Source organism: Vibrio limimangrovi (genome assembly GCF_054064025.1).
Genome location: NZ_JBSUGF010000002.1, coordinates 191,938 through 215,933 on the forward strand (window position 1 = coordinate 191,938; position 23,996 = coordinate 215,933).

Annotated in this window: 25 protein-coding genes; 8 read left to right on the plus strand and 17 right to left on the minus strand. The window is 44.8% G+C overall.

Annotation, left to right across the window (positions count from 1 at the left end):
* Positions 1–24: 24 nt before the first annotated feature.
* The 11 genes from lpxD to rpsB all read right to left on the minus strand — a co-directional run bounded on the left by lpxD (position 25) and on the right by rpsB (position 11,602).
* Positions 25–1,056 carry a UDP-3-O-(3-hydroxymyristoyl)glucosamine N-acyltransferase gene (lpxD, locus tag ACWYU8_RS02965; protein ID WP_457517003.1) on the minus strand — a complete coding sequence of 344 codons (1,032 nt, stop codon included), beginning with the start codon at positions 1,054–1,056 and terminating at the stop codon, positions 25–27.
* 6 nt (positions 1,057–1,062) lie between these two features.
* On the minus strand, positions 1,063–1,572 hold the full coding sequence (locus tag ACWYU8_RS02970; RefSeq protein WP_457517005.1) for an OmpH family outer membrane protein: 510 nt from the start codon (positions 1,570–1,572) through the stop codon (positions 1,063–1,065).
* Positions 1,573–1,585: 13 nt separating this feature from the next.
* Positions 1,586–4,000 carry an outer membrane protein assembly factor BamA gene (bamA, locus tag ACWYU8_RS02975; protein ID WP_457517007.1) on the minus strand — a complete coding sequence of 805 codons (2,415 nt, stop codon included), beginning with the start codon at positions 3,998–4,000 and terminating at the stop codon, positions 1,586–1,588.
* Positions 4,001–4,043: 43 nt separating this feature from the next.
* The gene (gene rseP / locus ACWYU8_RS02980) at positions 4,044–5,402 is read right to left on the minus strand and encodes a sigma E protease regulator RseP (RefSeq protein WP_457517009.1); all 1,359 of its coding nucleotides are present in this window, start codon (positions 5,400–5,402) and stop codon (positions 4,044–4,046) included.
* Positions 5,402–6,607, minus strand: a complete 1,206-nt coding sequence (gene ispC / locus ACWYU8_RS02985; protein ID WP_457517011.1) for a 1-deoxy-D-xylulose-5-phosphate reductoisomerase — start codon at positions 6,605–6,607, stop codon at positions 5,402–5,404. The genes rseP and ispC overlap by 1 nt, the downstream gene beginning before the upstream one ends.
* Positions 6,608–6,658: 51 nt before the next feature.
* The gene (locus ACWYU8_RS02990; protein WP_457517013.1) at positions 6,659–7,501 is read right to left on the minus strand and encodes a phosphatidate cytidylyltransferase; all 843 of its coding nucleotides are present in this window, start codon (positions 7,499–7,501) and stop codon (positions 6,659–6,661) included.
* A 12-nt stretch (positions 7,502–7,513) separates the two neighbouring features.
* Positions 7,514–8,269 (minus strand): isoprenyl transferase, encoded by a 756-nt coding sequence (locus ACWYU8_RS02995; protein ID WP_457517014.1) that lies wholly within the window; start codon positions 8,267–8,269, stop codon positions 7,514–7,516.
* Positions 8,270–8,365: 96 nt separating this feature from the next.
* A complete protein-coding gene (frr, locus tag ACWYU8_RS03000) occupies positions 8,366–8,923 on the minus strand; it encodes a ribosome recycling factor (protein ID WP_444494926.1) in 558 nt (185 codons plus the stop codon).
* A 95-nt stretch (positions 8,924–9,018) separates the two neighbouring features.
* Entirely contained in the window at positions 9,019–9,750 is a 732-nt protein-coding gene (pyrH, locus tag ACWYU8_RS03005; RefSeq protein ID WP_457517016.1) for a UMP kinase, read from the minus strand.
* Positions 9,751–9,896: 146 nt separating this feature from the next.
* Entirely contained in the window at positions 9,897–10,742 is an 846-nt protein-coding gene (gene tsf / locus ACWYU8_RS03010; RefSeq protein ID WP_457517018.1) for a translation elongation factor Ts, read from the minus strand.
* A gap of 131 nt (positions 10,743–10,873) precedes the next feature.
* Complete coding sequence (gene rpsB / locus ACWYU8_RS03015; RefSeq protein WP_457517019.1) at positions 10,874–11,602, minus strand: 30S ribosomal protein S2; 729 nt, start codon at positions 11,600–11,602, stop codon at positions 10,874–10,876.
* Positions 11,603–11,976: 374 nt separating this feature from the next.
* Here rpsB and map point away from each other — a divergent pair, with 374 nt between their 5' ends.
* The 3 genes from map to ACWYU8_RS03030 all read left to right on the plus strand — a co-directional run bounded on the left by map (position 11,977) and on the right by ACWYU8_RS03030 (position 16,104).
* Positions 11,977–12,855 (plus strand): type I methionyl aminopeptidase, encoded by an 879-nt coding sequence (gene map, locus ACWYU8_RS03020; RefSeq protein ID WP_457517020.1) that lies wholly within the window; start codon positions 11,977–11,979, stop codon positions 12,853–12,855.
* A 98-nt stretch (positions 12,856–12,953) separates the two neighbouring features.
* Positions 12,954–15,578, plus strand: a complete 2,625-nt coding sequence (gene glnD, locus ACWYU8_RS03025; RefSeq protein ID WP_457517022.1) for a bifunctional uridylyltransferase/uridylyl-removing protein GlnD — start codon at positions 12,954–12,956, stop codon at positions 15,576–15,578.
* A 142-nt stretch (positions 15,579–15,720) separates the two neighbouring features.
* Positions 15,721–16,104, plus strand: a complete 384-nt coding sequence (locus tag ACWYU8_RS03030) for a DUF3461 family protein (protein ID WP_457517023.1) — start codon at positions 15,721–15,723, stop codon at positions 16,102–16,104.
* Positions 16,105–16,164: 60 nt separating this feature from the next.
* Here ACWYU8_RS03030 and truC read toward each other — a convergent pair whose 3' ends face one another.
* The gene (gene truC, locus ACWYU8_RS03035) at positions 16,165–16,932 is read right to left on the minus strand and encodes a tRNA pseudouridine(65) synthase TruC (protein ID WP_457517025.1); all 768 of its coding nucleotides are present in this window, start codon (positions 16,930–16,932) and stop codon (positions 16,165–16,167) included.
* A 5-nt stretch (positions 16,933–16,937) separates the two neighbouring features.
* Positions 16,938–17,252 (minus strand): YqcC family protein, encoded by a 315-nt coding sequence (locus ACWYU8_RS03040; RefSeq protein ID WP_457517027.1) that lies wholly within the window; start codon positions 17,250–17,252, stop codon positions 16,938–16,940.
* 79 nt (positions 17,253–17,331) lie between these two features.
* Here ACWYU8_RS03040 and ACWYU8_RS03045 point away from each other — a divergent pair, with 79 nt between their 5' ends.
* Together ACWYU8_RS03045 and ACWYU8_RS03050 are read left to right on the plus strand one after the other, a co-directional pair.
* Positions 17,332–18,369 (plus strand): DUF3549 family protein, encoded by a 1,038-nt coding sequence (locus ACWYU8_RS03045; protein ID WP_457517029.1) that lies wholly within the window; start codon positions 17,332–17,334, stop codon positions 18,367–18,369.
* A 6-nt stretch (positions 18,370–18,375) separates the two neighbouring features.
* A complete protein-coding gene (locus ACWYU8_RS03050; RefSeq protein WP_457517031.1) occupies positions 18,376–18,675 on the plus strand; it encodes a DUF3301 domain-containing protein in 300 nt (99 codons plus the stop codon).
* On the opposite strand, the gene ACWYU8_RS03055 is transcribed toward ACWYU8_RS03050, so the two are convergent.
* The gene (locus ACWYU8_RS03055; protein ID WP_457517335.1) at positions 18,635–19,120 is read right to left on the minus strand and encodes a GNAT family N-acetyltransferase; all 486 of its coding nucleotides are present in this window, start codon (positions 19,118–19,120) and stop codon (positions 18,635–18,637) included. The genes ACWYU8_RS03050 and ACWYU8_RS03055 overlap by 41 nt on opposite strands.
* Positions 19,121–20,075: 955 nt before the next feature.
* Between ACWYU8_RS03055 and ACWYU8_RS03060 the strand changes: the two genes are divergently transcribed.
* Both ACWYU8_RS03060 and ACWYU8_RS03065 read left to right on the plus strand, forming a co-directional pair.
* The gene (locus ACWYU8_RS03060) at positions 20,076–20,369 is read left to right on the plus strand and encodes a hypothetical protein (RefSeq protein ID WP_457517033.1); all 294 of its coding nucleotides are present in this window, start codon (positions 20,076–20,078) and stop codon (positions 20,367–20,369) included.
* On the plus strand, positions 20,366–20,809 hold the full coding sequence (locus tag ACWYU8_RS03065; RefSeq protein WP_457517035.1) for a YaiI/YqxD family protein: 444 nt from the start codon (positions 20,366–20,368) through the stop codon (positions 20,807–20,809). The genes ACWYU8_RS03060 and ACWYU8_RS03065 overlap by 4 nt, the downstream gene beginning before the upstream one ends.
* 74 nt (positions 20,810–20,883) lie before the next feature.
* On the opposite strand, the gene ACWYU8_RS03070 is transcribed toward ACWYU8_RS03065, so the two are convergent.
* The 3 genes from ACWYU8_RS03070 to ACWYU8_RS03080 all read right to left on the minus strand — a co-directional run bounded on the left by ACWYU8_RS03070 (position 20,884) and on the right by ACWYU8_RS03080 (position 23,097).
* Positions 20,884–22,470, minus strand: coding sequence for an AbgT family transporter (locus tag ACWYU8_RS03070; RefSeq protein ID WP_457517037.1), 1,587 nt, complete (start codon positions 22,468–22,470; stop codon positions 20,884–20,886).
* A 229-nt stretch (positions 22,471–22,699) separates the two neighbouring features.
* Positions 22,700–22,825, minus strand: coding sequence for a type B 50S ribosomal protein L36 (gene ykgO / locus ACWYU8_RS03075; RefSeq protein ID WP_005380299.1), 126 nt, complete (start codon positions 22,823–22,825; stop codon positions 22,700–22,702).
* A 17-nt stretch (positions 22,826–22,842) separates the two neighbouring features.
* Positions 22,843–23,097: a type B 50S ribosomal protein L31 gene (locus tag ACWYU8_RS03080; protein WP_457517038.1), complete on the minus strand. Its 255-nt coding sequence runs from the start codon at positions 23,095–23,097 to the stop codon at positions 22,843–22,845.
* A 129-nt stretch (positions 23,098–23,226) separates the two neighbouring features.
* Here ACWYU8_RS03080 and tsaA point away from each other — a divergent pair, with 129 nt between their 5' ends.
* Positions 23,227–23,946, plus strand: a complete 720-nt coding sequence (gene tsaA, locus ACWYU8_RS03085) for a tRNA (N6-threonylcarbamoyladenosine(37)-N6)-methyltransferase TrmO (RefSeq protein WP_457517040.1) — start codon at positions 23,227–23,229, stop codon at positions 23,944–23,946.
* The last annotated feature ends 50 nt before the right edge of the window (positions 23,947–23,996 follow it).

A 23,996-nucleotide genomic window follows, 5' to 3' on the forward strand; every position in this document is an offset into this window, starting at 1 on the left:
CGAGTCTTTGTTCAGAATATGGAACTAAGATTCTTCTTTCGGTTCCAGCAGCTTTTCAACTGCTTTGAGACGTTTATTCATCTCGTCAATACGGTGAACTCGGGTTGCGGTCTTGCGCCACTCTTTGTTCGTTTGTAGAGGGATGCCCGATGAGTAAAGGCCTTTTTCTTCGATACTGCGCATTACCATGCCCATACCGGTGATAGCGACACCATCTGCGATGGTGATGTGGCCGTTAAGTACCGACGCGCCGCCTATCTGGCAGTACTTGCCGATTGTAGTACTGCCCGCCACAATAGTACCACCTGGCATCACGGTACCATATCCGATCTGAACGTTATGAGCGATTTGAAGCTGATTATCAAGAATTACGTTGTCTTCAATGATAGTGTCTTCTAAAGCGCCACGGTCAATCGTTGTACATGCACCAATCTCAACACGGTTTCCGATACGCACAGAGCCTAGTTGAGGGATCTTAATCCACTCACCTTTGTCATTGGCATAACCGAAGCCATCCGAACCAATCACAGTACCTGATTGAACTAAACAATCATCGCCCAATGAAACTTCATGATAGATAGTAACATTAGCCCAAAGCTTGGTGTTATTACCTAGCTTTGCGTTTTTACCGATAAAGCACCCGGCACCAACAATAACGTTATCACCAAGCACTACCCCCGTTTCAATGACAGCGTTCGCACCAATTGCAACGTTGCTACCCATTTTCACATCTGCCGCTATCACTGCACTTGGTGCAATATCTTCAGCAGGTTTTGGCGTAGTGTCCATCGCTTGAACAACACGAGCAAAAGCGACATATGGGTCTGCAACCACAAGCGCATTACCAGTACACTGGTCTTTGTGATCAGCCTTCACCATCACTACTGTCGCTTTGCACTCAGCGAGGTGCTTTGCATACTTTGGGTTAGACAAGAAGGTGACATCACCCTCTTGTGCTTTATCCATCGGAGCGACGCGGTTAACTACAAGTGTGCCGTCACCAATTAATTCGCCGCCCGTAATTGTTGCCAACTCGGCTAATGTTAATGTCTTCATAACTTGTTATTTTAAAGCTTTAATTACGTCTTCAGAGATATTGTATTCTGGCTTAGCAAATTGAAGCATAGAGCTGTCAACAACAAGATCGTAACCTTTGTTCGCAGCAACTTTAGCTACAGCGTCTTGAATCGTTTTAAATAGCTTCGCTTTTTCTTCCGCTTCACGACGAGCACTTGCTTTATCTAAAGCCTGAGCTTTCACTTTGTATTCGCTGTCTAGTTTTGCAATATCGATACGAAGCTTTTCAACATCATCTTGGCTTAAAAGCTCACCATCGCGTTGTAGCTTCTCAATTTTCGTTTTAGCCTGAGCTTGAATTTTCTTCAGTTCATCGGCTTTTCCTTTAAAGTCTTTCTGCATTTTTTGCAAAACAACTTCACGCTGAGGAAGTGCTTGGAAGACTTGAGCCGTGTTGACGTATGCAATTTTTTGAGCGGCTTCTGCAGCATTTGCAAACATTGATGAGCTAAGTACTAAAAGGCCAATCCCAGCCGCTTTAATCATTTTATTCAAAATATTATCCTCTTTAGAAGGTTCGACCGATAGTGAACGTGAAGAATTCTTCATCATCGCCATCATATTTCTTAACTGGTTTCGCTAGTGAGAATACTAGTGGCCCCATTGGAGACATCCATTGCAACGCCGCACCGTAAGATGAGCGATAATTGGTTGGATCTGAGTAGTCGTAGTAGTATTTATCACCATACTCCGCACCCGAGTTACGGTAGTCAAATTCCGTATCCCAAACGCTCGCCATATCGAAGAAGATACTGGTTCGAATTTGGCTACGAACTTCATCCGAAGCAAACGGCGTCGGAACAATAAGTTCTAAACTAGCTAAGGCGACAGCGTTACCACCAACAGCATCGTCTGTTGCCGTATCAGCACCATTGTTTGAGCCCGAATAATCGCGGTAAACCGCTTTCGGACCTACAGAGTTAGAGCCGAAACCACGCAGTGATGTAAAGCCACCCGCGTAGTAGTTTTCGTAGAATGGGAGCAAGTTGTCATGACCATCTGTCTCGCCATATCCGTTCCCGTAACCTAGACGACCACGGAACAAGAGGGTGAACTCATGCTTTTCAGTAAGTGGTACGTATTGGCGAACATCATACTGCATTTTGAAGTACTGAACGTCAGAGCCAGGTACGGTCATCTTGTAAGAGGCACGCTGGTGGTTACCTGCCGTCGGGAAATAACCACGGTTTAGATTGTTACGTGTCCAGGAAATATTGATGTCAAAGTCGTTGGTATTCAAAGAGCCATTAGAATCAATATTGTCCGCTTGAGCACGTAAGAACTGTTCAACCTGTAAGTATGGTGACAAGTTGCCGATCTTGTTGTGGGTGTAGCCAACGCCGAATTCAAAACGGTTTAATTCGTCGAAAGGGAAACCCCATGTTAAGTTTGCACCGTAACTTTGGTTGGTATAGTCAACGATACCCGCTTCAGATGCCTCAAACTCATCGTAGAAGATCTTGCCACCCAAACTCACACCATCCAGGTTCCAGTATGGGTCGCGATAATCCAGACTGATGTTCTTTTGGTAATCGTTCATCATGGCGTTAATACCTACGCGATTACCACTACCCAAGAAGTTATCCTGCTGCAGACCAACCTGGAAGCTCACACCGGACTCTGTACCATAGCCGACACCAAAGTTCACGCTACCTGAGTTGGCTTCTTTAACTGTGTAAACCAGGTCTACCTGGTCATCACTGCCTGGAACACGAACGGTTTGCACTTCGACATTTTCAAAGTAACCAAGACGATTCAAACGCGTTTTACCCGTCTCAATCGACTTCGAGTTTAACCAACTGCCTTCCATCTGGCGCATTTCACGACGAAGTACTTCATCTTTTGTCGAGTTGTTACCCGTAAAACGAATATCTCGAACATAGATTCGGTTACCTGGATCAATGTTAACGACTAACGATACTTGCTTGTTTTCATCGTCAAATTCAGGAATGGTGTTGACCTGCGGGTATGCGTATCCAGACTCGCCTAGCACACGCTTAATGCCCTCTTCCATTGACGTTACGAGTGACCCATTGTAGGTCTCATTAGTCTTGAATGGCACCATGCTTTTGAACGTGTCTTGTTCACCAACAAGCTCACCACGGAATTTTACGTCCTTAACGGTGTATACCTCACCCTCTTCCAAGCCAAGAGTAATATATACCCCTTTCTTGTCAGGTGAGATTGCGACTTGTGTTGAATCAACGTTAAATTTCAGGTAACCACGATCCAGATAAAAAGACTTCAGTGCTTCGATATCACCAGCAAGCACTTGCTTTTGGTATTTTTCATCAGCGAGGAAGTTCCACCAAGGCACATCAACATTCAAGTTAAAGCGGGACAAAAGCTCTTCGTCAGAAAAGACTTCATTACCAATAAAGTTGATTTGCTGAATTTTTGCCGACACACCTTCGGTGAAGACAAACTTCAGATCAGAACGGTTACGAGGCAATGGAGTGACTACCGCTTTTACTGTCGCGTTGTATTTACCAACACTGTAGTAAAAGTCTTCCAAGCCTTTTTCGATGTTGCTCAGGGTAGTCCGGTCAAGCGCTTCACCTTCACGCACGCCAGATGCGTTCAGATTTTCTTGTAGCTGCTCGTCCTTGATTGCTTTGTTGCCTGAAAATGAGATGCTTGCAATCGTTGGGCGTTCTTTTACTTGAACAACAAGAACGCCGCCATCGCGCTTCACTCTCACATCTTCAAAGTTGCCAGATGCGTACAGTGCGCGGATAATCTCTGCTACATCGCCTTGGTCAATAGTGTCACCGACACGTACAGGCATTTTCAGCAACGCAGCACCCAATGCAACACGCTGCAATCCATCGATTTCAATATCTTGAACTACGAAGTTCTCTGCCCCATTTGCAGATACACTGGTCGCCAGTAAACTTGCAAATAGAATTCGCTTAATCGCCATATCTGTTCTAATTATTCCTTGCTACTGCTTTGTCTCTGAACTATCACAGACGAGTAAAATCATTAAATAGCGCTAACGCCATGAGCGAGAAGATTATCGCACCACCAATTCGGTATCCCATTTCCTGTATTCTTTCCGGAACAGGACGTCGAATCACAGCTTCAATCGCAAAAAACAACAAATGACCACCGTCCAACATTGGTAGAGGTACGAGATTAATAATACCTAGGTTAACACTAATTAAAGCGAGAAATCCTAAAAAATACACTAGCCCATAATCGGCTGTCGCCCCGGCCCCTTTCGCAATTGAAATAGGCCCGCTTAGATTATTCAGGCCAACATCCCCTACAATCAGTTTCTTAAGCATACTAACTGTAAGTCCAACCACTTGTCCTGTTTTATCAATCGCTTTGCCAATTGATTCGAATACACCAAACTGCATTTCGAAGCGATAACTTTCTGGCCATTCTGCGACTTCAGGTGCGATACCTGCAAAGCCAATAACCTGTTTGTTAGCCAGCTCACGACTGTCAGGAATCAAGGTCAATGACTGCTGGTAACCATCGCGCAAAACGGTCAATTGGATTGGTGTATTAGGGTTAGAGCGAATCGCCTCCACTACCTCATCCCAAACAGTGACCGCTTTGTCGTCAATAGCAACAATCTCGTCTCCAGGCAACACACCAGCTTTTTCAGCAGCACCACCTTCAGTTACTTGCTGAATGGCCATGTAGATTTCCGGAGTATACGGTTCAAAACCAAGTGAGTGCATCGCAGACTCGGTTTCCGGATCGAATTTCCAATCACGAAGGTCGAGCGTTTTGGTCACTTCAGAGCCGATTTCATCGTTTGATGCCACAGTTACCGTCATCAAATCATCACCAATGTGAGAAATCAATCCCATATTGACAGATTCCCAGTCCGGAGTTTTGATACCAGAGATTGCTTTTAGTTCCATCCCCGATTCAATTCCTGCTTCTGCAACAATCGAATTGGGCGTAATTTCACCAATTACAGGCTTTACAGCAGGTACACCGATAAGGAAAACCAGCCAGTAAGCGAAGATAGCAAATAAGAAGTTAAAGATGGGGCCAGCAGCGACAATGGATGTACGTTTCCAAAGCGGCTTTTGATCGAAGGCTAAATGTTTTTCATGCTGGGGAACGTCATCAACACGGCTGTCCACCATTTTGACGTATCCACCAAGAGGGATCATAGAGATGCTGTACTCAGTTCCATCTTGCCCCATCTTGCTCCAGATTGGCTTCCCAAAACCGATTGAAAATTTTTCAACTTTTACGCCACAGCGACGAGCGACCCAAAAGTGGCCAAACTCGTGCACGGCAACGAGAATGCCGAGAGCAACAATAAAAGAAACGAGATTCCACAAAATACCTGTCATTAGCCACGCTCGCGTATGAATTCAAGGGCGATAGTTCTAGCCATTCTATCTAGCTCTAACAAGCTTTCCAAGCTATTAACATCTTCAGCATTGCAGCTTGCACTGATTTTATTCAATACAGATGCATTGATGCGAGCAATGTCTGTAAAACCAAGCCTGTTATTTAAAAAGGCATCAACAGCAACTTCATTGGCTGCGTTCAGAGTCGTTGTCGCATGCTGACCTTCATAACATGCATCAATCGCTAGCTTCAGGCATGGGTACCTTGAAAAATCAGGCTGCAAGAATGTCAGCTCGCCAACTTGTGTAAAGTCCAATGGCTTGACGCCGGCATCAACACGAGATGGATAGGACATGGTTAGTGCAATCGGCGTTGCCATATCAGGCTCCCCCATTTGTGCTAAAACCGAACCATCACGATACTGCACCATAGAATGAATCACTGACTGTGGATGAATAATCACCTTTAGCTGCTCGCGAGAGGCATTAAAAAGCCACTTCGCTTCTATGTATTCAAGACCTTTATTCATCATCGTCGCAGAGTCGACTGAAATTTTTGGCCCCATAGACCAGTTTGGATGCGCAATCGCCTGCGTAGGTGTCACATTGGCCAGTTCAGCAATATCCGTATAGCGGAATGGGCCACCAGATCCTGTCAGCAGGATATGGTTAATTCCATGCTCATCAAGATTGCATCGGCCTAAACTGGTTTGAACTTGCTGTGGCAAACACTGAAAAATAGCATTGTGCTCACTATCAACAGGAAGCAACTCTGCACCGTGCTTGTTAACCGCATCGATAAACAGCTGTCCCGACATCACTAGCGCTTCTTTGTTTGCCAGCAACACTCGCTTACCTGCTTTAACCGCCGCCATTGTTGGCAACAAACCCGCAGCGCCGACGATTGCAGCCATGACGCTATCTACTTCTTCTAATGAAGCCACATGACAAAGTGCATCAACGCCACCCAGCACTTCTGTGTTTGGTGAAATAACGTTGATTTCAGATTGCAGAGCAACAGCCGCCGCCTTATCCGCCATGACAGCGTATTTTGGTTGCCATTGGCGACAAAGTGCGACCATTTTTTCTACGTTAGTGCTTGCCGCTAATGCGACCACAGAAAACAGCTCCGGGTTTTGTTCAACCACTTTTAATGTGCTTGCGCCGATTGAGCCTGTTGCACCAAGAATCGTTAACTTTTGCATGTTGTGAGACCGTTAGAAAAATTCAGGAGCGATAAAACCGCTCCCGATAAATTAGAATACGTAGTAAAGAAGAGCAAAAACGGGGAATGCAGCGGTTAGGCTATCAATGCGGTCAAGCACACCACCGTGTCCTGGAATGATATTGCTGCTATCTTTAATGCCTGAAACACGCTTGAACATACTTTCAACCAGATCGCCAAGCACGGAAATTACGACGGTAATTAACGTAATGATCACCATATGAATCGGACTGGTAAATTGAATATCGAACCAACCTGCGAATAACCAACCGACGATAAGTGCGGTGATAATACCGCCAATCAGGCCTTCAATGGTTTTATTTGGGCTTACGTGCGGTGCCATTTTTCTCTTGCCCAAACTTTTACCAGCAAAGTAAGCACCGCTGTCCGCAGCCCATACCAAGAAACAAACGAAAAGTACTAGCTTTGCGCCGTGGTATGGATCTACCGTAATGTCTGAGGCTCTCAGAATGATGACGCTCCACAGAAAAGGCAATAATGTCAGAAAACCAAAAACGTGCCGTAAGACTAGGTTACTCTGCCAAGATTTTGTAGTTCGTGGATAAGTAATGGCCATGAAACTGGCGATGATCCACCACACGAATCCCATACCTAACACACTATAATGAGGTGTAGCTAAATGATTGAGACTGTTTGCGTCAGGTGAAATGTATAAAAAACTAAGTCCGGTTACAATCGCTGCTGGAATAAGTGCAGCAATACGTGAACGACTACCTGTGAACTGAGTCCACTCCCAAAAACCTAATAGTGTTATCGCTGTCAATGCGATGATGAATCCCATCAGGGGTAATTTAAAAATGCCTAAAATAACCAGGGGAGCTAAAATTAGTGCTGTTATTATTCTCTGTTTCAAACTAACTAGTCCTTATTGAGCAGCCATTAATGCCTTTACTTGTTCACCAGTACAACCAAAACGACGCTCTCGGTTGATAAACCAGGTAACCGCTTCGACCAAACTGTCTTCATCGAACTCTGGCCAGTATTCTGGAGTAAAGTACATCTCAGCATATGCCATCTGCCACAACATAAAGTTACTAATGCGACACTCACCACTCGTGCGAATCAGAAGATCGACTTCAGGTAGATCTGCCATGGTCAAATGCTCAGTGATTAACTGTTCGTTTATATCCTCTACACGTATTTCACCATTACGTGCTTTTTGTGCTAACGCTTTTGTTGCCTGCATGATGTCCCATTTGCCGCCGTAATTTGCCGCAATATTGATCACCATACCGGTATTTTCTGCCGTTAACTTTTCTGCTTCTACAATTTTTCTTTGTAGACGCTCACTAAATCGGCTGGTATCTCCGATAACTCGTAACTGTAGATTGTTCTTGTGCAGCTTTTTAACTTCACTTGATAAAACTGAGATAAACAGTTCCATCAATAGACCCACTTCTTCCTCTGGACGACGCCAATTTTCGCTACTAAAAGCAAATAATGTCATGGCCTTAATACCTAGTCTTGAAGCCGCAGCAACCGTCTTACGAACAGCACTTACGCCTTTTTTATGACCAAATACACGAGGTTTTCCTTGGGACTTAGCCCAACGACCATTACCGTCCATTATGATGGCAATATGTTTGGGAAGGGAGTCAGAGAAGACTTGAGAATTTTGCATAGGGAGTTAATTGAGTTCCATCAGTTGGACAGACTAACATAAAAAAACGCTGAGCTGTGAGCACAGCGTTTTCCAACAGTGATGTAGGTGGGAGTATTAAACTTCCATCAACTCTTTTTCTTTAGCAGCAAGAACGTCATCGATCTTCTTAACTGCTAAGTCAGTCAGTTTTTGGATCTCATCTTGTGCTTTACGATCTTCATCTTCAGAGATTTCTTTATCTTTAAGAAGTGCTTTTAGATCGTTGTTTGCGTCACGACGGATGTTACGTACTGCAACACGACCACCTTCAGCTTCGCCACGAACAATCTTAACTAGGTCTTTACGACGTTCTTCAGTTAGCGGTGGAAGTGGAACGCGAATGATAGTACCAGCTGACATTGGGTTTAGACCAAGGTCAGACATCATGATCGCCTTTTCAACTTTCTGAGTCAGTTCTTTGTCGAAAACAGTGATTGCCAGAGTACGAGCATCTTCAGCAACGACGTTTGCTACTTGGTTCAGAGGAGTAGAAGCGCCGTAGTACTCTACAGAGATACCAGAAAGCAGGCTTGGGTGTGCACGACCAGTACGAACTTTAGAAAGGTTGTTCTTTAGCGCTTCAACGCTTTTGTCCATGCGCTCTTGCGCGTCTTTTTTGATTTCGTTAATCACAGTTTCACCTTAAAAATATCATCTTTCCTGAAGAAAGCTTAAAAGGGTTGAGCAAAGCGAAACACCATCCAAAGTATCTTAGATGGTGCCTAGGATTATGCGTCAGAGTTGATCAGCGTACCTTCAGCTTCACCCATAACCACGCGACGTAGTGCACCTGGTTTGTTCATATTAAATACACGGATAGGCATTTTGTGGTCACGAGCAAGTGTGAACGCAGCCAAATCCATTACTTTCAGCTCTTTATCCAGAACCTCTGTGTAAGATAGCTTATCATACAGCTCTGCGTCAGGGTTTGCTACTGGGTCTGCAGTAAATACACCGTCAACTTTCGTTGCTTTTAGAACAATGTCTGCTTCAATTTCAATACCACGCAGACACGCTGCAGAGTCAGTGGTAAAGAATGGGTTACCTGTACCTGCTGAGAAAATCACAACTCGGCCACCACGTAATTGGCTGATTGCATCTGCCCAGTTGTAATCATCACATACACCCTTTAGTGGAATAGCTGACATTACACGAGCATTAACATAAGCGCGGTGAAGAGCGTCACGCATTGCCAAGCCATTCATTACCGTTGCAAGCATACCCATGTGGTCACCGACAACACGGTTCATACCAGCTGCTGCCAGGCCTGCACCACGGAACAGGTTACCGCCACCGATAACTACACCAACCTGAACACCCAGTTCAACAAGTTCTTTAACTTCTTGAGCCATACGATCTAGGATCGCAGGATCAATACCAAAACCGTCTTCGCCTTGAAGAGCTTCACCACTCAGTTTTAATAGAATACGTTGATACGCTGGTTTAGGGTTCGTAGTCATGGAGTTTACCTTAACAAGAGAGTTGTTGATTAACAGTCATGGATAGACACAAGCTCGCTTATAGCTATTCATCACGGCTAATCTTTCTGCTCATAAAAAGACCGCAGCCTTGGCCACGGTCTAATATTTGCACAGTTCTCTAAGGATTAACCTTTTTGAGCTAGTGCTACTTCTTCAGCGAAGCTTAGGCCAGCAGCTTTCTCGATACCTTCACCCACTTCTAGGCGAACGAATGTAGAAACTGAAGCACCTTTTTCTTTTAGCATTTCGCCAACAGATTTCTTAGGTTCCATGATGAACGCTTGACCAGTCAGAGAAACTTCGCCAGTGAATTTCTTCATGCGGCCTTCAACCATTTTCTCTGCGATTTCTTTTGGCTTGCCTTCGTTCATAGCGATTTCTACTTGAACTTCGCGCTCTTTAGCAACTACGTCTGCAGGTACGTCTTCTGGGTTTACGTACTCTGGACGAGAAGCAGCAACGTGCATTGCTACGTGCTTAAGGGTTTCAGTGTCGCCTTCACCAGCAACAACTACACCGATTTTCTCACCGTGACGGTAAGAAGCGATAGCTGTGCCTACAACGTATTGTACGCGACGGATAGTGATGTTCTCACCGATCTTAGCAACTAGGTTTACGCGAGCTTCTTCGAATTGAGCTTGTAGCTCTTCTACAGACGCTTTAGAAGCTAGAGCTGCAGCTGCAACTTCGCCTGCAAATGCAGTGAAGTTACCGTCTTTAGCAACGAAGTCAGTTTGGCAGTTAACTTCAAGAAGAACAGCTACGCCGTTTTCTTCTTTGATGATGATTGCGCCTTCAGCTGCAACGTTACCAGCTTTCTTAGCTGCTTTCGCTGCGCCTGACTTACGCATGTTTTCAATTGCTAGTTCGATATCAGCGTTTGCTTCTACAAGCGCTTTCTTACATTCCATCATGCCAGCGCCAGTGCGCTCGCGAAGTTCTTTAACTAGAGCAGCAGTTACAGTTGCCATTCTCTATTCCTCGTTTGATTCGAAATAAGGTAAAAAACAGGGGCCTACATTGTCGGCCCCCATTGCTAACTATAACTCAGTCTATGCTACAACAAGGTTTCACATAAACTAAGTGTGACACAGAGCCGCTATTATTCAGCTTCTACGAAACCGTCTTTTTCAGCAACTACTGCAACGTCTTTGTTGCGACCTTCAGTTACTGCAGATGCAGCAGCGTTTAGGTATAGTTGAACTGCGCGGATCGCGTCGTCGTTACCTGGGATGATGTAGTCAACGCCGTCTGGGTTAGAGTTAGTATCTACCACAGCGTATACTGGAATACCTAGGTTGTTAGCTTCTTTGATTGCAATGTGTTCGTGATCAGCGTCGATTACGAATAGAGCGTCTGGTAGGCCGCCCATGTCTTTGATACCACCAAGAGATTTCTCTAGCTTCTCCATTTCACGAGTACGCATTAGAGCTTCTTTCTTAGTTAGTTTGTCAAAAGTACCGTCTTGAGACTGAGTCTCAAGCTCTTTAAGACGCTTGATTGACTGACGAACAGTTTTGTAGTTTGTTAGCATGCCGCCTAACCAGCGGTTGTTAACGTAGTACTGGTTGCTTGCGATCGCAGCTTCTTTAACAGATTCAGATGCAGCACGCTTAGTACCTACGAAAAGAACTTTACCTTTTTTCTCGCCAACTTTAGCAAGCTCAGCTAGAGCTTCGTTGAACATTGGTACAGTTTTTTCTAGGTTGATGATATGAACGCGGTTACGAGCACCAAAGATGAATGGCTTCATTTTTGGGTTCCAGTAACGAGTTTGGTGACCGAAGTGAACACCAGCTTTCAGCATATCGCGCATTGATACAGTTGCCATATTAAAATCCTCTATGGGGTTAGGCCTCCACATCCCCCATAATTCCGACCAAGCTTCTGCCCAGCACCCCGGAATATGTGACGGAATGTGTGTGATTTAAAGTTAAAATGTTATTCGGATGATGCCTGCTTCGCCGCTTAGCTTTGACTAAACAAAGAGAACAGTCCTCTATTCCGGCGCGCTTTATATCATATTTTAGCTCACTCTGGCTAGTAAAAATTATTTCTTCACCGAGTCAATCTACCCTATTTGAAGGTACAACTGTGTATATAAGAATGACTCATATTCTTAACTGGCTTGGGTTCATCGACAGTTGTCTGTTAGAATGCGACCATTCGCACGTTTACGTGCTTACGAATAAGTAGAGAAAGCCAATGTCAATCAAGATTAAAACTGCTGAAGAAATCGAACGCATGCGCATTGCGGGCAAACTGGCCGCAGAAGTTCTGGAAATGATCGAACCATATATCAAGGTCGGCGTAACGACAGAAGAACTCAACAAAATCTGTCATGAATACTCTCTAGAAAAAGGCGCGTATTCTGCACCGCTTGATTACCATGGATACCCTAAATCGATTTGTACTTCTATCAACCACATCGTTTGTCACGGCATCCCAGCTGAAAAAGACGAAATTGGTAGCAACGGCCAACTCAAACCGGCGGTATTGAAAGACGGCGACATTATTAACGTCGATATTACTGTGATCATCCCTGACGATGAAAACGCTGACTTGAGTGTTCGCCCTCAAGGTTATCACGGCGATACTTCGAAGATGTTCCTGGTTGGAGAGGTATCTCCTGCTAATAAACGTCTGTGTATGGTCACTCAAGAAGCGCTTTACGTCGGCATGCGCCAGGTTAAGCCAGGTGCGACCGTTGGTGATATCGGTACAGCCATCGAAAAATACATCAAAGAAAACAATAAGAACAATCCACGTAATAAGTTCTCTATTGTGAAAGATTTCTGTGGCCACGGCATCGGTGATGAGTTCCATGAAGAGCCGCAAGTGGTTCACTACAAGAACAAAGACCGCCGAGTTCTGAAAGAAGGTATGTGTTTCACTATCGAGCCAATGATCAACGCAGGTAAGTTTGGTTGCAGTGTTGATGCACAAGACGACTGGACGGTGTACACGGGCGACGGCAAAAATTCAGCTCAGTACGAGCACACCATCGTGGTAACAAAAGATGGTTGTGAAGTTCTGACGCTTCGCAGCGATGATACCATTCCACGCATAATGAAAAACGCGTAAGAATATCTTGCTACTCTATCCCCGCTCATGCGGGGATATTTTTTATCTGCGTCAAATTTGTTAGATTGCTAATAGTTTTAGCTTGCACGGATAGCAATATGTCATTTCAGTCACCACTAACGTTTACCGACGAACAAATCAACATCGGTGAACTCAAACAAGAGCTGGAAAAATTTGGCTCTGAACAAAAACAAGAATTTCTCAATCACCATCCGGTGACAAGTCTGGTCCTCGCCCGCGCGGAATACATGGACTTGCTACTTAAGCGTTTATGGCAGCATTTTGGATTCAATGACATTTACAATATTTCATTGGTCGCTGTAGGTGGTTATGGCCGCGGTGAGCTTCATCCATTATCAGACATTGATATTCTCATTCTGTCGAACAACAAATTACCGAATGCACTGGAAGCGAAAATCAGTGAATTCATCACCCTATTATGGGATCTCAAGCTTGAAGTAGGACATTCCGTTCGTACCGTCAACGAATGTGCTGCCATTGGCCGCGATGACCTTACCGTTGCAACCAACCTGCAAGAAGCTCGCCTGTTGTGCGGAAGTGAAGATACCTTCCAGGCACTAAAAAAAGTCGTTTTATCCGATTCTTTCTGGCCCAGCGAGACGTTTTATCGTGCCAAAATACAAGAACAACGAGAGCGCCATGCACGTTATCACGACACCACTTACAACCTGGAACCTGATATCAAGTCTACTCCAGGCGGGCTAAGAGACATTCATACTTTAAGCTGGGTAGCTCGCCGCCATTTTGGTGCGACATCATTGCTTGAGATGAGTCGCTATGGATTCTTAACTGATGCGGAATACCGTGAACTGGTTGAGTGTCAGGATTTCCTATGGCGCGTGCGCTTTGCGCTGCATTTAGAACTGCGCCGCTACGACAACCGTCTGACCTTCGCCCATCAGGCTCAGGTTGCAGAAAGCCTCGGTTATATCGGAGAAGGCAACCGCGGTGTAGAAATGATGATGAAGGAATTTTATCGTACCCTGCGCCGTGTAGCTGAGCTGAACAAAATGCTTCTCAAGCTATTTGATCAGGCCATCATCAATGGCGGTATCACTGAAAATGCCGAAATTATTGATGCTGACTTTCAACGCCGTGGCTCACTCATCGAAGCTCGTAAACCAGCACTGTTTCAGGCGCGACCAGAAACGATACTCGACATGTTCCTGCACATTGCCAACGACTCAACCATAGAAGGTGTGAGCCCTCCAACTCTGCGTCAATTGCGCACCGCTCGCCGTCGATTGAACAAGTTTCTGCACACGATTCCCGAAGCCCGGGAAAAGTTCCTGGCGTTGTGTCGCCATCCCAATGCGCTACACAAAGCCTTTAGTCTGATGCACAAACTCGGTGTAATGGCAGCCTACCTGCCACAATGGAGTCAAATTGTCGGCCAGATGCAGTTCGATCTTTTTCACGCCTATACCGTGGATGAGCACAGTATCCGATTACTCAAGCACATTCATACCTTTAACGATCCGGCCAATCACAGTAAACACCCTATTTGCTGCGATATATACCCGCGACTGCAAAAGAAAGAGTTACTCATCATTGCCGCGATTTTCCATGATATCGGCAAAGGCCGGGGGGGTGACCACTCGATTATTGGTGAAGGGGAGGCCTATGATTTCTGTATCGAACACGGGTTATCAAAACCAGAAGCCAAATTAGTCAGTTGGTTGGTAAGACACCACTTGCTGATGTCAGTAACGGCTCAACGAAGAGATATTTACGATCCTGATGTCATTGCTGAGTTTGCGAAACAAGTTCGCGATGAAGAATCACTGGAATACTTGGTTTGCCTCACGGTCGCCGACATTTGCGCGACTAACCCAGATTTATGGAACGCCTGGAAACGTACACTTTTGGCCGAGCTTTTCTATTCGACTCAGCGAGCACTCCGTCGCGGCCTAGAAAACCCGGTCGATGTTAGAGAACGTATTCGACATAACCAGCAAATGGCCTCCGCTCTGTTACGCAAAGAGGGGTTTTCAGCTCGAGAAATTGAAGTGCTCTGGCAACGATTTAAAGCCGACTACTTCTTACGTCATACTCACAATCAAATTGCGTGGCATTGTGGCCACTTACTGCGGATGGAAGACCCGAGCAAACCCTTGGTACTGATAAGCAAAAAGGCGACTCGAGGTGGAACGGAAGTTTTCGTTTACAGCAAAGATCAACCGGCGTTATTTGCGACTGTTGTTGCTGAGCTAGACCGACGCAATTTTAACGTCCATGATGCGCAAATCATGTCGAGCAAAGATGGGCATGTTATCGATACGTTTATCGTTCTTGATCAACATGGAGAAGCGATAGACGAATCTCGCCATGCTGCGGTCATCAAACATTTGACTCACGTGTTAGAAGACGGCCGACCGACGAAAATTAAAACCCGCCGCACGCCGCACAAACTGCAACACTTCAATGTAAAAACTAAAGTGGACTTTTTACCGACCAAAGGCAAAAAACATACTTTGTTGGAATTTGTTGCGTTAGACACTCCGGGATTGCTGGCTAAAGTCGGCCGAACTTTTGCTGATTTGAATATCAACCTTCACGGCGCGAAGATCACCACCATTGGTGAGCGCGCGGAAGACTTGTTTATTCTGACCAGCGGCACTGGAAAAAGACTGACTGAAGATCAACAAAATGAGCTACGTGAGAAACTCATTGAGACGTTATCTGACGCCCTAACCGAATAGCTGCCCACTAGCGTTTATTGTGGGCAAGAACGATAGCGATCTTGCCCACAAGTTAAGCAATTGGGCGAAATATCAGCTATCTAGCTCGTTCCCAGGCTGCTAAAGTTAGTACTAATATCATTTCAGTATACAGAGGTAGCCTATGTTTCCACACCTCACTGGTTTGGGTATTCAAGACCCAAAACAGATTGAACGTTATTCCCTTCGCCAAGAAGCACAAAAAGATGTGCTAAAAATCTATTTTCACAAACAGAAAGGCGAACTCTTCGCTAAAAGTGTCAAATTTAAATACCCACGCCAAATTAAAAACGTACTGGTGGACAGTGGCAGTCACAGATATAAAGAAGTCACTGAAATCAATCGTAACCTCACTTTAGTCATTGATGAGCTGAATAAAATCACTAAGCCAACCAGAGTGGCTGAAGTCGACGTTAAAGAAAAGATCCTGTCTGATCTTCGTCATCTGGAAAAAGTCGTGTCCAGCAAGATAGCAGAGATCGAAGCGGATCTAGAAAAACTCAAGTAACGCTTAAAGGTATCAAGATCAAAAAGGGGTTGGTCTATTAACCAACCCCTTTTTTCTAATTCACTTAACGAGCGCTTCGTCCCAGTCAAACCGTTCAAACAGTTGTTGCCAGGTCTCATCAATACTTGCTCTCAGTACGATCTCTTCGTTAGTGTACGGATGTACGAAACGAAGCTCAGTTGCGTGCAAGAGCAAACGGTGTGAATCAAATTCAACGCGATAAAGCTTGTTGTGCTTACCATCACCGTGTGAAGTATCACCCACGATGGGATGACGAAGATGCGCCATGTGGCGGCGAAGCTGATGCTTACGTCCAGTCTTTGGCTTCATTTCCATTAAACAATATCGAGTGGTTGGAAATTTACCCGTAGAGTACGGTACTTCCACTTTCGCCAGCGGCTTGTAGGCGGTTACCGCTTCTTGCGCTTCTTTTTCTTGCGAAGCGAACTTATCCGCGATCTTGTCCAGTTCGACTTTCAGCGCATAATCTAACACGCCCTCTTCCTCAATCCAGCCGCGTACGATGGCATGATAAGTTTTCTCCATCTTGTGCTCAGCAAACATCGGCATCACCTGAGAAGCAACTTCACTTGAAAGAGCAAATACTAAAACTCCCGAAGTTGGGCGGTCTAAACGATGCAACGGAAAAACATGCTGACCAATCTGATCGCGCAGCGTTTGCATGACAAATTGGGTTTCATGTTTGTCTAACCAACTGCGATGTACCAGCATTCCTGCTGGCTTGTTCACCGCCACAAAATATTCATCTCGATAAACGATCTCTAATTCCACTGGAGCCACAAATTGTGATGTTTCTTGTTCTGACATTGAGGTTACTTACATAGTTCGTCGATAGTTCGGATGGTGATCAGCAGCTCAGCATATTGCGGCTCTTGTTTCCACGCTTCTGAAAAATAAGGTTCAATAGAAAAGCCACTTGGCAACGGCTGATTGCTCTCCACCAATGCACGCATTCTGGCAATAAATATCCACTGTAGCCATTCATTCGGATCAAGGGTATCAATCGCGAAAGGCTCTACACTTTGCAATGCGGTAGTAGACGGCATCGTTTGCTGCCAAAGCTCATGTCGTTTTAGCTGAGCTTCAAGTTGGTGAAGTAATTCCACCAGTTTTGTGCTTTTGGTCATTAACTTTTACATCTCGAACCTTGAATTAGCCAAGAATGATACCATTTCTTGTGAAAAGAACGTTAGGACGTCGTATTTAATGGAAAACATTCAGACTCTCACCCAATTGCTCAACAACAGTCATTGCGACTATCAAATCTTCGACCTCGGTCGTCGCATCAAAACCATAGACCCAAAAGTATTTGTCGATGTCGAAAGAGGCCAATGCCCTTACCCGTATCCAATGCAGCGCAAAGCACATTTGGCGATTGCCTACTGGAACGAGCAAAAGCAACCTTGGATTTGGTTTTTAAAGTTCGAGTTGGATGAACGAGGCCTGTTAAAGCAATCTGATATTGGGAACTTCATTAAATACGTCGTTGAAGCCATGGGCACCCGCCTGAGTGACGATATGTCTGAAGAGCAGCAACAAAAGCTCTCAAATAACCCGTATACCTTCAAACCTTCTGAAGACAAAATGGCCGTGTTCCATAGCCAGATTCGTTCAAATCTGGATTTAGCAACCAGTCAGTATTACGAACACACACAGCACTATTTCTCTGGTGGCCTTGGTTGGGAAAACTGGCAGACAGTTGGCCTGCAAGGCATAACCGATATGGCAGCCCGATTGGGTAAAGAGCAAAACGCTGTCACTCTTCGTAAGGCGCTAAATCATCTTCCAAACGAGCCATTGTACGCACTGCTAGGCGCTTTAGAACACGTTGACTTACAAGATCGTCTTGCTGAACGCATTGCTGAAAAAGCGCAACACGAGATTGATAGTAGCGAGCCCGATCTCTTCCTGCTATCTGCGTTAACTCGAGCGCTGACTGGCGCACCAACTGAAATGTCACTGCCAATATTAAAAGCGATTTTACAAAGCCCGCGACTCAGCCACCAAGAGGTACTCATCGGGATTGCTGGCCGTGCGTGGCATCTGCTAGCCGATGCGAATATTGCAGAGCAGTTTTTGCTTCGACTTGCACAAACAGGAAACCAAACTCTGTTTAATCAATTATTTGCCGATTTGGTTATGCTACCGGAACTCAGAATGGTATTGCTGCCGTTATTGCATTCCAGTCCATCTGAAGAGTTGGCGCGTGCACTGGTCAAATTGCAGCAAGCAACAAAAGGTTGATTAAGGATGATTGGAGATCTTCTGGCGATACTGGGACTGTGCTTCTTCTGTTTTCTATTTTGGCAACAGCGACGCCAATCTGAACTGGCCAAAGTTGCAATAACACGTAAATGTGAACAGTTAGATCTCCAATTGGTGAGCATCGCTTTCGGCGCCCATAAACTCAAAACGCCAGATGGGATCTGGCGTTGGCATACGGTGTATCAGTTTGAGTTTTCATCCCTTGGCGACGATTGTTATCAAGGGGAGCTAACAATGATCGGCTTCAGGCCGCAGAGCTTTCACCTACCGCCTCATCGTTTATAAACACCATTTCAAAGTAAGGGCCAAATAAGTCCTTACTTTCTTTCGTCTTAACGAAACCTAACTTTTCCAGTACCGCTAATGAGGCGTAATGTCCACTATTCACGTTAGCGGTTACTCTTTGTAACCCAAGCTCCCGACAAGCTTTAGGGAAAAATGCGGTCAGAGCTTCGGTAGCCAACCCTTTTCCCCAATAAGATTTATCGAAAATAAATCCCAGTTCAGGTTCTGAATCGAGCTGAGAAATAAAGATATGTCCCATGTAGTCCCGAGTGGTACTTTCTAACACTGCCAGACTATAGATATTTTTATCATCCAATATCTTATCAAATAACTGTTTGGCGGACGCCACTGTATGAGGACCGTTCAATTCGGCGCGATTTTTTGCACAGCAATTAAGCATAACAAATTCTAGTTGCAACGACTCATCGTAGGGTAGAAGAAGCATTCTTCTGGTTACTATGGCCACATCTTTTCCTTGATTACAACAAACCTAATTTACCCACATGTCACATGCAATGAATAGACGATTCAGGGACTGTGGGCATGAAATTTTGTAGAAAAGCCAAAAGTTTACCAACTGATTAGAAAGTGTATCGTTCTGATTTGTATTTATTAACAATACGTTAAGTGGAAATTAATTATATTTATTACGTTTCTAATCTTATGCTATTGAGATTATGTCAGTGACTAAAAACTTTGTAGGAAAACTCGGATTACGTCACGAGGAAGCTTCAAACAAAGAAAAACCCCGACACAAACGTATCGGGGTAATGATCTTACTCGCAGCAGTCCGGCTACTAAATAATGCTCCTTGCATCATCCATAATAGTGGCTGATCCCTTCAGCTCTATCCCTTCTTCGCCGTCCTAGCGGTGTCCAAATCTTCCTGATGGCCAACATTCCCCGTCAGCGCACATCACTTGTTCCTTGAGCGGTGTCCATTGCATCTTCCTGATGCTGTCCTCGACCTCATTCCTATGAGGGGTCCATTGTCTATCCTTAGTCATCAACATCCTATTGATGATAGTGTCCTTACAATGTCCTGCGCTCCATGCTTGATTAATCTTCCTGACTAACCAAATCGTCATCCTGACAATAACCAAATCCTTGGTACTTTCCTGTTCCATGTCTGCTTCCTGCTGACGAGACTTAATTTACTCTTTTCGTTTGGATTCACAATCTACCCAGGAATAATATTTTTCATTCCCTTTAGCCGGAAAGAGATCTACCTTTTATTTATCAATAGCTTATGAGGAATCTTTCCTTTTTAGCTGTTGACGAAATCGTTTTCTCTCACAAGCCATGTAAGAGATCTCTTACAAAACGCTACCAAAATTGCCATTCGCTAAATTCAACTGCCCAAAGTATGATGATAACTATATCGTCATTAAGGATTGAAAATGTTAACTCAAGACGTCACTAAAGAGCTGGAAGCTGTAATGGAACAGCTCCAACAAGAGGGTAAAGAACCCACGGTTGCCCTAGTGAAAGCACGCATGAAAACACCTGTGCCGATGCCTGCATTAATCACGGTTATCAAAAGTTGGAAGAGCGCTAGTCACGTCCCGAAAGTTGAGGTGACAGCACCGACGTCAAAAGAGGGTGATCGCCTTACTGCTCTTGAAAATACCGTCGCTAAATTGACCGCACGTATTGAAGAGTTAGAAGCAAAACTCAGTGAGAAATCATCATGAAGTTATGGGTAGATGCTGATGCTTGTCCAAAGGTCATTCGAGAGACAATTGTACGAGCCGCAGAGCGTACTGGCGTTGAATGTACCTTTGTTGCCAACCATATTGTACCGGTGCCGAAACGATCAAATATTCACTCGCTTCAAGTACCTGCAGGCTTTGATATTGCAGATAACGAAATCGTTCGTCGTGTCGAAGCCAAAGACTTGGTTATCACTTCTGATATTCCACTGGCCGATGAAGTGATCTCGAAAGGCGCACTGGCGTTAAGCTCACGAGGTGAGCTCTATACGAAAGACACCATAAAAGCACGCCTTAACATTCGTGATTTTATGGACACCATGCGCTCAAGCGGTATTCAAACCGGCGGCCCGGCCGCATTATCGCAAACCGAACGCCGGGAATTTGCCAACCACCTGGATAGAATTTTGGCTAAGCGCTAATCAAAACACCTTGGTTCAATAATAAAAAGCCTGTGATGAACGCAGGCTTTGATTGAGCTGAGTGGGGTTACCAATTACGGCGTGTAGTACGTTGCCGCACCAGGACCTACTGGTAAACCAAGTACGAATACCCAAACGTAGAACAGTAAGCTCCAACCTACGATAAAGCAGATTGAGTAAGGCAGCATGGTCGCGATTAGCGTACCGATACCCAGGTTCTTCATGTAGCGAGTTGCAACTGCCAGGATCAGACCAAAGTAGCTCATCATTGGTGTGATGATGTTAGTAGTTGAGTCACCGATACGGTATGCAGCCTGAATGGTTTCAGGAGCGTAACCCACAAGCATTAGCATGGGTACAAAAATAGGTGCAGTTACTGCCCACTGCGCCGATGCAGAACCAATCATCAGGTTGATGAAGCCACACATCAGGATGAATGCGAAGAACAGCATAGGGCCTGTCAGACCGATGTTTTGTAGGAAATCCGCACCCGCTACCGCAAATACCTGACCAAAGTTCGTCCACTTAAAGAACGCTACGAACTGAGCAGCGAAGAATACCAGTACGATGTACATCCCCATAGATGACATAGACTTTGACATCGCATCGATAACGTCACGGTCAGTTTTCATGGTGCCAACAACTTTACCGTATACAAAGCCAGGGATAGCGAAGAATACAAAGATAAAGGCAACGATGCTTTTCAGGAACGGTGAACCAGCCACGGTACCTGCGTCTGATCGTAACACACCATCTGCCGGAACGATCGTCCAAGCCAATAGAGCCGATACTGCCAAAACCGCGATACCCGCAATTTTCAGACCTTTCTTCTCTAAGTCAGTGAGGCTACCCATTTTGTCATTAGACAGATCTTCTGCAGCTTGTTCTTCGTGGTATTTGCCAAGTTTAGGCTCAACAATTTTCTCAGTAACAAATGCACCCATGCCTGCAATAAAGAATGTCGAGACAAACATGAAGTACCAGTTTACTTCTGGACCTACTGTGTAAGTCGGGTCAATCATTTGCGCCGCAGTTTCAGTGATACCTGAAAGCAGTGGGTCAACCGTCCCGATAAGTAGGTTTGCAGAGTACCCGCCAGATACACCAGCAAATGCAGCAGCGAGACCAGCTAGAGGATGACGACCTAACGAATGGAATAGCATTGCAGCCAGTGGAATCAGTACCACATAACCAAGCTCAGACGCAGTGTTAGAAATGATACCAGCAAATACAACCGTTACTGTAACCATGCGCTGAGACGCACCCATTACAAGGCCACGCATTGCAGCTGATAGTAAGCCCGAGTATTCAGCGATGGCAACGCCAAGCATCGCGACCAGTACAGTACCTAACGGAGCAAAGCCAACAAAGTTCATCACTAAGTTAGTCACGATAAGTTCTAGGCCGTCAGCATTAAATAAGCTGATAACGTGGATCATACCGTCGGCGGAACGACCACTTGCACCCTCTGGACGAGGATCCATAACCGAGACTTCGAAGTAACCCGCTATACCCGATGCCACCAAAATGGCTAAACAGAAAATGGCAAATAGTGTAATCGGATGGGGTAATAGGTTCCCCAAATATTCGACAGAATCCAAAAAGCGCGTAAATAGCGACTTCTTAGGCATGTTTTGTTTAATTGAAGCAGATGAACTCACCTGTTCCCTCCTTGTTTTTATTCCTATGCAAATCTGACAAAAGTGTCAAAAAGCGGGCGAAGGGTACTTGAGCAAAGAGTCAATTTAAAGTCAAAAGGGTTACAAAATGTAACTATTAAACATATTATTAACCATTTATGACTAAATATGCAGTTATTTACTCCATTTAAATAATAAAATTCAACACTATCAATTAAACAAAACTAAACCATTCTAACGTGTCATTGTGCTATTTCTGTACCGCCTTGAATCTTGGGTTTGTTTTACATATGACATATAAGCGCCCTCTGCGCTTTACAATCTGGCAATCAGGGTGACGGCTTTTTGCGCTCTTTAGTGACTTCACAACTTTCATATCTTACTCCTTAATCTTTAGTCTTTAGTGAACTGGCTAAAACGACGCTTGAAGTTCGCGATACGCCCTTCAGCCTGAACCACACGTTGTTTTCCTGTGTAATACGGGTGAGATGCTGACGACACATCTAACGTGAAGTAAGGGTAGGTTTTGCCATCCTTCCATTCGATGGTACGTTCAGTTTGCAGTGTTGAACCGACAATAAAATATTTATCTACGCTGGTGTCGTGGAACACCACCTGACGGAATTCTGGATGGATCCCTGGTTTCATTGAATTTTCCCTCTCGCAAACATTGTTATGTTATAACATTTTAATTAGTAATCATTCCCAACAAGAAAAGCAAGAAAAATTTGTGATACTTTTGCGTAAATACTTTTTGCGTGAAAAAAATACTTAAAGATGTTCACTACGTATTCCATCGAGCCTATTGGCATCATTGAAACTCCTTATAAAGAAAAATTCGCAGTACCCCGTCAACCGCGTTTAGTGCCTGCTGCAACAGCAAGAGTGCGACTTTTAGGTGAAGCAAACAGCCCTGAAGCAGTCAGAGGTTTGGAACAGTTTTCTCATGTTTGGTTGCTGTTTCTCTTTGATCAGAATATAGAGGCAGGCTGGAAACCAACGGTCAGACCACCACGTTTAGGCGGGAACGAAAGAATTGGTGTATTTGCCTCTCGCTCCACTTTTCGACCAAATGGCATTGGTATGTCGGCAGTGGAAGTACACGGCGTTACCAAGCAAGGCGATCAAATCTATCTTGAGCTTGGCAGTGTTGATTTAGTCGATGGCACCCCTATTGTCGATATCAAGCCCTATATCCCCTACTCGGATTCAATTCCAGATGCGCAAGGCGGCTATGCGGGAGAAGAACCAGAAAAATCTCAAGTCACTTTTTCTTCACAGGCACTTTCATCACAAGCGTTGGCCATGGTGAAAAAGCGCTCCGAAACTGAACATATACTGGCAGTGATCGAACAAGTCTTAGCGCAGGATCCCCGTCCTGCGTACAAGAAAAACAAGCTGGACAACAAAGAATATGCGGTAAATTTGTTCGATTTAAACGTGAGGTTCACCGTGACAGGCAACTTAATAACGGTTACCTCGATCGAAAGCTTTTGACAAAGCCATTTGGCTGATATTATAAGCGGCTAACAAATTTCCCATTGTGG

What these genes read in the sequence shown, in the direction of transcription:
- lpxD (WP_457517003.1), bottom strand. Translation starts at nt 1,056, where the DNA reads ATGAAGACATTAACATTAGCCGAGTTGGCAACAATTACGGGCGGCGAA.
- bamA (WP_457517007.1), bottom strand. Translation starts at nt 4,000, where the DNA reads ATGGCGATTAAGCGAATTCTATTTGCAAGTTTACTGGCGACCAGTGTA.
- rseP (WP_457517009.1), bottom strand. Translation starts at nt 5,402, where the DNA reads ATGACAGGTATTTTGTGGAATCTCGTTTCTTTTATTGTTGCTCTCGGC.
- ispC (WP_457517011.1), bottom strand. Translation starts at nt 6,607, where the DNA reads ATGCAAAAGTTAACGATTCTTGGTGCAACAGGCTCAATCGGCGCAAGC.
- ACWYU8_RS02995 (WP_457517014.1), bottom strand. Translation starts at nt 8,269, where the DNA reads ATGCAAAATTCTCAAGTCTTCTCTGACTCCCTTCCCAAACATATTGCC.
- pyrH (WP_457517016.1), bottom strand. Translation starts at nt 9,750, where the DNA reads ATGACTACGAACCCTAAACCAGCGTATCAACGTATTCTATTAAAACTG.
- tsf (WP_457517018.1), bottom strand. Translation starts at nt 10,742, where the DNA reads ATGGCAACTGTAACTGCTGCTCTAGTTAAAGAACTTCGCGAGCGCACT.
- rpsB (WP_457517019.1), bottom strand. Translation starts at nt 11,602, where the DNA reads ATGGCAACTGTATCAATGCGCGATATGCTGAAAGCTGGTGTTCACTTC.
- map (WP_457517020.1), top strand. Translation starts at nt 11,977, where the DNA reads ATGTCAATCAAGATTAAAACTGCTGAAGAAATCGAACGCATGCGCATT.
- glnD (WP_457517022.1), top strand. Translation starts at nt 12,954, where the DNA reads ATGTCATTTCAGTCACCACTAACGTTTACCGACGAACAAATCAACATC.
- ACWYU8_RS03030 (WP_457517023.1), top strand. Translation starts at nt 15,721, where the DNA reads ATGTTTCCACACCTCACTGGTTTGGGTATTCAAGACCCAAAACAGATT.
- truC (WP_457517025.1), bottom strand. Translation starts at nt 16,932, where the DNA reads ATGTCAGAACAAGAAACATCACAATTTGTGGCTCCAGTGGAATTAGAG.
- ACWYU8_RS03040 (WP_457517027.1), bottom strand. Translation starts at nt 17,252, where the DNA reads ATGACCAAAAGCACAAAACTGGTGGAATTACTTCACCAACTTGAAGCT.
- ACWYU8_RS03045 (WP_457517029.1), top strand. Translation starts at nt 17,332, where the DNA reads ATGGAAAACATTCAGACTCTCACCCAATTGCTCAACAACAGTCATTGC.
- ACWYU8_RS03050 (WP_457517031.1), top strand. Translation starts at nt 18,376, where the DNA reads ATGATTGGAGATCTTCTGGCGATACTGGGACTGTGCTTCTTCTGTTTT.
- ACWYU8_RS03055 (WP_457517335.1), bottom strand. Translation starts at nt 19,120, where the DNA reads ATGCTTCTTCTACCCTACGATGAGTCGTTGCAACTAGAATTTGTTATG.
- ACWYU8_RS03060 (WP_457517033.1), top strand. Translation starts at nt 20,076, where the DNA reads ATGTTAACTCAAGACGTCACTAAAGAGCTGGAAGCTGTAATGGAACAG.
- ACWYU8_RS03065 (WP_457517035.1), top strand. Translation starts at nt 20,366, where the DNA reads ATGAAGTTATGGGTAGATGCTGATGCTTGTCCAAAGGTCATTCGAGAG.
- ykgO (WP_005380299.1), bottom strand. Translation starts at nt 22,825, where the DNA reads ATGAAAGTTGTGAAGTCACTAAAGAGCGCAAAAAGCCGTCACCCTGAT.
- ACWYU8_RS03080 (WP_457517038.1), bottom strand. Translation starts at nt 23,097, where the DNA reads ATGAAACCAGGGATCCATCCAGAATTCCGTCAGGTGGTGTTCCACGAC.
- tsaA (WP_457517040.1), top strand. Translation starts at nt 23,227, where the DNA reads ATGTTCACTACGTATTCCATCGAGCCTATTGGCATCATTGAAACTCCT.